Below are 4,391 nucleotides of genomic sequence, written 5' to 3'. Positions count from 1 at the left end.
GACGCCACGGTGCTGTGCCTCGACTGGCACGGCCCCCACCACGACGGCCGCCACGCCCACGCCGGAGCCGGCCGATAAGCACTTCCCCGTGCCCATCCGGAGACCGCCGCCGAAAAGAGGCCATTCCTCTCCACCGTCCGCGTCGCCATCGCCGGCCGCGGCCGGGCCGCGCAGCGGGCGCAGGCCGTCTCGGATGCGCCGGCCCTCAGCCGTCTTCCCCGTCGTCCTCGATGACATCGGGGTCGCGGAAGGGCCGCAGTCCCTGGCCGGGTCCGCTGGCCTTGATGTTGAACAGGTAGCGGCCCAGGAAGTTGATGTGCCGGTCCTTGAGCGGGGAGAGCGGGGTTGGGGAACATCGGGACAGCCATTAACGCTAAGCACTTGATCATGGTCATGAGCTGAGCGTTGAGGTGCCCCGACGTTCCCGGACAGGGACCCAATAGGGTTGCCCTGAACAGGAAACGAGGAAGAAGTGGCGCCGCCCAGCAAATATTCGCCGGAGTTCCGCGAGGAAGCAGTCCAGATCGCGCTCCGGTCCAGCAAGACCGTCTCCGAGACGGCTCGCGAACTTGAGCTGAATCCGGAGACCCTCCGTGGCTGGGTGAAGAAGCATCAGGAACAGCACGAGCCTGAAGGGTGCCATTATTCGCGCATTGTCTTGACCTGCTGGTTCACTCGCTCCCCAGGTGAGCCATGATCCCTTCTCATGGCGTTGAGACTGCTGTACTGGCTCTTCCGGCGACTCCTCGGCGGGCTTGCCCTCCTGCTACGAAGTGCGGCCTCGAAGGAGGCGGAGATACTCGTACTCCGCCACGAGCTCGCGGTACTGCCACGGCAGGTAAAGCGACCGAGACTGTCGTGGGCGGACCGGGCAGTGATCGCCGCTCTAACCCGGCGACTCCCCCACGAGCTGCGCCGGCACCGGATCGTCACCCCGGCCACCCTGCTGTCCTGGCACCGCAAGCTGGTTTCCCGCAAATGGACATACCCCCAACAAGGGCCAGGACGGCCGCCACTGGACGCCGCGCTCGTGGTCCTGATCCAACAACTCGCTCGTGACAATCCCACCTGGGGCTACATCCGCATCCAGGGCGAGCTGCGCCGGTTGGGCCACCGCGTCGGGGCGAGCACGATCCGCCGGATCCTGCATCGGCATCGGATCCCGCCCGCCCCTCAGCGTGCCGACACGTCCTGGCCGACCTTCCTGCGCGCCCACGCCGATACCCTGCTCGCCTGCGACTTCTTCCACGTCGACTGCGCGATCACCCTCCAACGGCTATACGTGTTCTTCGTGATGGAGGTCGGGGCCCGCTACGTCCACGTCCTCGGCGTCACCGCCCACCCCACCGGGGCTTGGGTGACGCAGCTCGCCCGGAACCTCATGATGACCCTCCAGGACCGGTCCGGCAGCAGCTTGCGCTTCCTCATCCGAGACCGCGACAGCAAGTTCACCGCCGCATTCGACGGCATGTTCACCGCAGAGGACGTGGAGGTCGTCAAGATCCCTCCACGCTGCCCACGGGCAAACGCGTTCGCGGAACGCTGGGTTCGCACCGTCCGTGCCGAATGCACCGACCGCATGCTCATCGCCGGCGAACGCCACCTGCACACCGTCCTGGACCGGTACACCGAGAACTACAACAGGGGCAGACCTCACCGATCACTGGAGCTGAGAGCGCCATGCGACGCAACCAACGTCACTCCCCTGCCGATCGGCACGATCCGACGTCGCAAGATCCTCGGCGGACTCATCAACGAGTACCACCGCGCAGCCTGACGACCCATCACACGCCGACCAAATCACCGCAGGCCAGCACCCGTGCGCGAATATTGGCACCCTTCAGGGTGCGAAAGGTTCTGGGCGCTGTCAACGAGGCTGCCGAGTACCCACAGGCGTCGAGTGACGCATCAGGTGATGAGGGCCCGCCGCACAACTCCTTCAGTCAGTGCAACCAGATCGGCCCTACGGGTCCGTTGAAGCAGGTTCCCGCCCACGAGGCACCGGTCAGTCCTGAGGTCGCAGCCGCTGTGGGCAACAGCCTCGATCACGCACTACTGAGACTTTCGGGTTGGGGTGACGGTGATCTCGGTGGTGGGTGTATCCCGGTGTCATGCGGTATCCCGATGGGGGCGGCCTGACCGCGAAACAGCGGGCCCGGCGGGTGCAAGTGCGGTTCGAGGCCGCCGAGTTATTCGCGTAAGGGGCGCCCATCGTGCAGTTTGGGGGTGACGGGTTACTGAGGCCGGCCGGGCGGATCGTGTGGCCAGATGTGGATCAGGCGGAGTCCGCCTGAAGCGTTGCACGCCAATGCCGAGCAGGTAGCGGTCGTTTCTTGCTCGGCTGGAAGTGGGGAAACACTCCAAGACTGGCTCGTGATCATTGTTGCTGGCAGGGCCACTGCTGAAGTTCGTGCTGGCACAGACTTGCAGGGCGCGGCGGCCCGGCTGGCCGCGGCGTCCCTGTCCAGGCCGACCCAAGGACTGCCATCGTGAACGAGCGCGTTCTGACTCCCCGCAATCGGGGATTCCTCTTTCTCGACGCCCACCCGGCGGGGTGCGGGCAGCTGGTGGCCGACATGTGGCAGGTATGCCCCGCCCCTGTCGGCGTGCCGGAGGGCGACGGCCCGGTCGCGTTGGTCATCGGCTCCTCCGCCGGATACGGTCTCGCGGCCACGCTCGCCGGACTCAAGCGTGCTGGTATCCGCGGTATAGCCGTGTCCTTCGAGAAGGCCCCCACTGCACGGCGTACCGCGACGGCTGGCTGGTACCGCACCGCCGCTACCGCCAGCATCGCCCGCGCTGCCGGGCGGGACCTGGTCTTCCTCAACGGCGACGCGTTCTCCGACTCGATAGCGAGCGCTTGCGCGTTTGGCCCGCCGCCTGCGCCGCGCCCACCACTGTTCCCCGAGCTGGCCTCCGAAGGCAGCAAACGCGATCAGGCCGCCATGGCGGACCGCGCCATCCCCCGAGCCGTCAAGCAGCAACCGGGCCACCGCGGCCGCTACCAGACCGCCCGCCACCGAGATCACGACCACTGTCAGCGCCCATCGAAGCCTCCCCATGGGCGCCACCCAACCGTATAGGGAGACCTGATGACCGCCCACCGCCGCTACCAACTTGCTCGCGCCGCTGGCGCCTTCACTGTCGGCGTGATCGGGACCGGCTGCGTCCGCGCCCAGCAGTGGTGGCCAGCCGCGAAGTTCGCCCTCACCGCGCTCGTCCTCATCGAGGCCAGCGTCGTGCGTGTCAAGTTCTCCAAGTTGCTGGCGGATTCTGCGAGTTTGGCCAGCAACTTGCGAGGCTCTGCGGAATTCAGGAAGTCGCCGCCGTCTCACGTCGCTCACCGGGCAGCCGGCTGACGGCTGTGGGCAGTGTCGGAGCGTATCTGAAGGCGCCATCTCACATGGACGCCCGTCTCGCCGGGGGCCCCTGGCCCATCCGTCACCCGCACGCGCTCAACCTCAGTGAAGCCCAAGCGGCGGGCGATGGCACCACTCGCGGAATTGGCCTCGTCGTGGTGGATTTCGATGCGATCGATGCCCGGCAGCTCCCGTCCCGCCTGCACGAGGGCAGCCGCGGCCATAGTGGCCAGCCCCTTCCCCGTCCACGCGTGATGGAGCCAATACCCGATGTCCAGACCGCCAGGTCCGATCCGGCGATGCAATCCGCAGCTCCCGACCACCACTCCACCTGAGGTGATCGCGTAGTTGTATGCCTCCTCCGAGGCCCACTGCTCCTCGGAGTGGCTCAGAAACCCTTCCCCCTGCTTCCGGTCGTGGGTGGCCGCAAAGGGCATCCACGGCAGCAGGTGACCACGCGACTCGGTGATCGCCCGATGCAGGGACTCGATGTCGTCGACACGCCATCGGCGCAGTTCGACCTGGTCAAAGCGAAGCACATCAGCAGGCTGTCCCATGCCCGGGATGCTGCCTCAGCCTCACTAGATCGACAACGCAATTACCAGCACCGAACCTGCGGCCATCCCAGTGCTGGACACCAACCCCGCCAGCAGGTTCCCGCCGCTGCCACCTTCAGATTCAGCGAACCCGCTGGATTCCGTGTGTGATCTCCTCGCCCACCCCGAACTCGGCGACGTCCGCAGCCGCCCGTACACCGAGCGGCGCGCCCTCCTCCTCGACCTGCTCCACGACGTACCGCCTCCGATCCAGGGGCACGAGGCGTTGCAGGTCGACGGATTCGTCTACTGCGACTGGTCGACCGAGACGAGCGTCACCGCCGGACTCATCGAGGACACCACGAGATAAGAGCGGGCAGCGGCGTCAGGGGCGGGCTAGATGTATTGAGCATGAGCGTTGTTGACACGCGCGGGCCTTGAAGAGGGCGAAGGCCTCCGTGTGTGGTGGAGGTGTCGAATCTTCACCGCACGGAGG

6 protein-coding genes and 1 pseudogene are annotated in these 4,391 nt (G+C 66.6%); 6 read left to right on the top strand and 1 reads right to left on the bottom strand.

Going from position 1 to position 4,391, the window contains the following annotated elements:
- Positions 1 to 472 precede the first annotated feature (472 nt).
- The 5 genes and pseudogenes from AC07EJ_RS46000 (at position 473) to AC07EJ_RS45980 (ending at position 3,359) form a co-directional block, all read left to right on the top strand.
- Complete coding sequence (locus AC07EJ_RS46000; protein WP_389488718.1) at positions 473 to 697, top strand: transposase; 225 nt, start codon at positions 473 to 475, stop codon at positions 695 to 697.
- A gap of 9 nt (positions 698 to 706) precedes the next feature.
- The gene (locus AC07EJ_RS45995) at positions 707 to 1,777 is read left to right on the top strand and encodes an integrase core domain-containing protein (protein ID WP_478886534.1); all 1,071 of its coding nucleotides are present in this window, start codon (positions 707 to 709) and stop codon (positions 1,775 to 1,777) included.
- Positions 1,778 to 2,111: 334 nt separating this feature from the next.
- Positions 2,112 to 2,198: pseudogene (locus tag AC07EJ_RS45990) on the top strand (helix-turn-helix domain-containing protein); the annotation flags it as partial.
- A gap of 291 nt (positions 2,199 to 2,489) precedes the next feature.
- Positions 2,490 to 3,083 (top strand): hypothetical protein, encoded by a 594-nt coding sequence (locus tag AC07EJ_RS45985; RefSeq protein WP_478886533.1) that lies wholly within the window; start codon positions 2,490 to 2,492, stop codon positions 3,081 to 3,083.
- Positions 3,084 to 3,092: 9 nt separating this feature from the next.
- Entirely contained in the window at positions 3,093 to 3,359 is a 267-nt protein-coding gene (locus AC07EJ_RS45980; RefSeq protein WP_389488723.1) for a hypothetical protein, read from the top strand.
- Here AC07EJ_RS45980 and AC07EJ_RS45975 read toward each other — a convergent pair.
- Positions 3,341 to 3,916 (bottom strand): GNAT family N-acetyltransferase, encoded by a 576-nt coding sequence (locus tag AC07EJ_RS45975; protein WP_389488726.1) that lies wholly within the window; start codon positions 3,914 to 3,916, stop codon positions 3,341 to 3,343. The genes AC07EJ_RS45980 and AC07EJ_RS45975 overlap by 19 nt on opposite strands.
- A gap of 142 nt (positions 3,917 to 4,058) precedes the next feature.
- Here AC07EJ_RS45975 and AC07EJ_RS45970 point away from each other — a divergent pair, with 142 nt between their 5' ends.
- Complete coding sequence (locus tag AC07EJ_RS45970; RefSeq protein ID WP_478886532.1) at positions 4,059 to 4,265, top strand: hypothetical protein; 207 nt, start codon at positions 4,059 to 4,061, stop codon at positions 4,263 to 4,265.
- Positions 4,266 to 4,391: the final 126 nt, after the last annotated feature.

This window comes from Streptomyces sp. NPDC045026 (assembly GCF_056432625.1).
This window is presented reverse-complemented; position numbering and strand designations above follow the sequence as displayed.

Bases quoted from the DNA above. Each gene is read 5' to 3' on its own strand.
- AC07EJ_RS45975 (WP_389488726.1), bottom strand. From the start codon at position 3,916: ATGGGACAGCCTGCTGATGTGCTTCGCTTTGACCAGGTCGAACTGCGC.
- AC07EJ_RS45980 (WP_389488723.1), top strand. From the start codon at position 3,093: ATGACCGCCCACCGCCGCTACCAACTTGCTCGCGCCGCTGGCGCCTTC.
- AC07EJ_RS45995 (WP_478886534.1), top strand. From the start codon at position 707: ATGGCGTTGAGACTGCTGTACTGGCTCTTCCGGCGACTCCTCGGCGGG.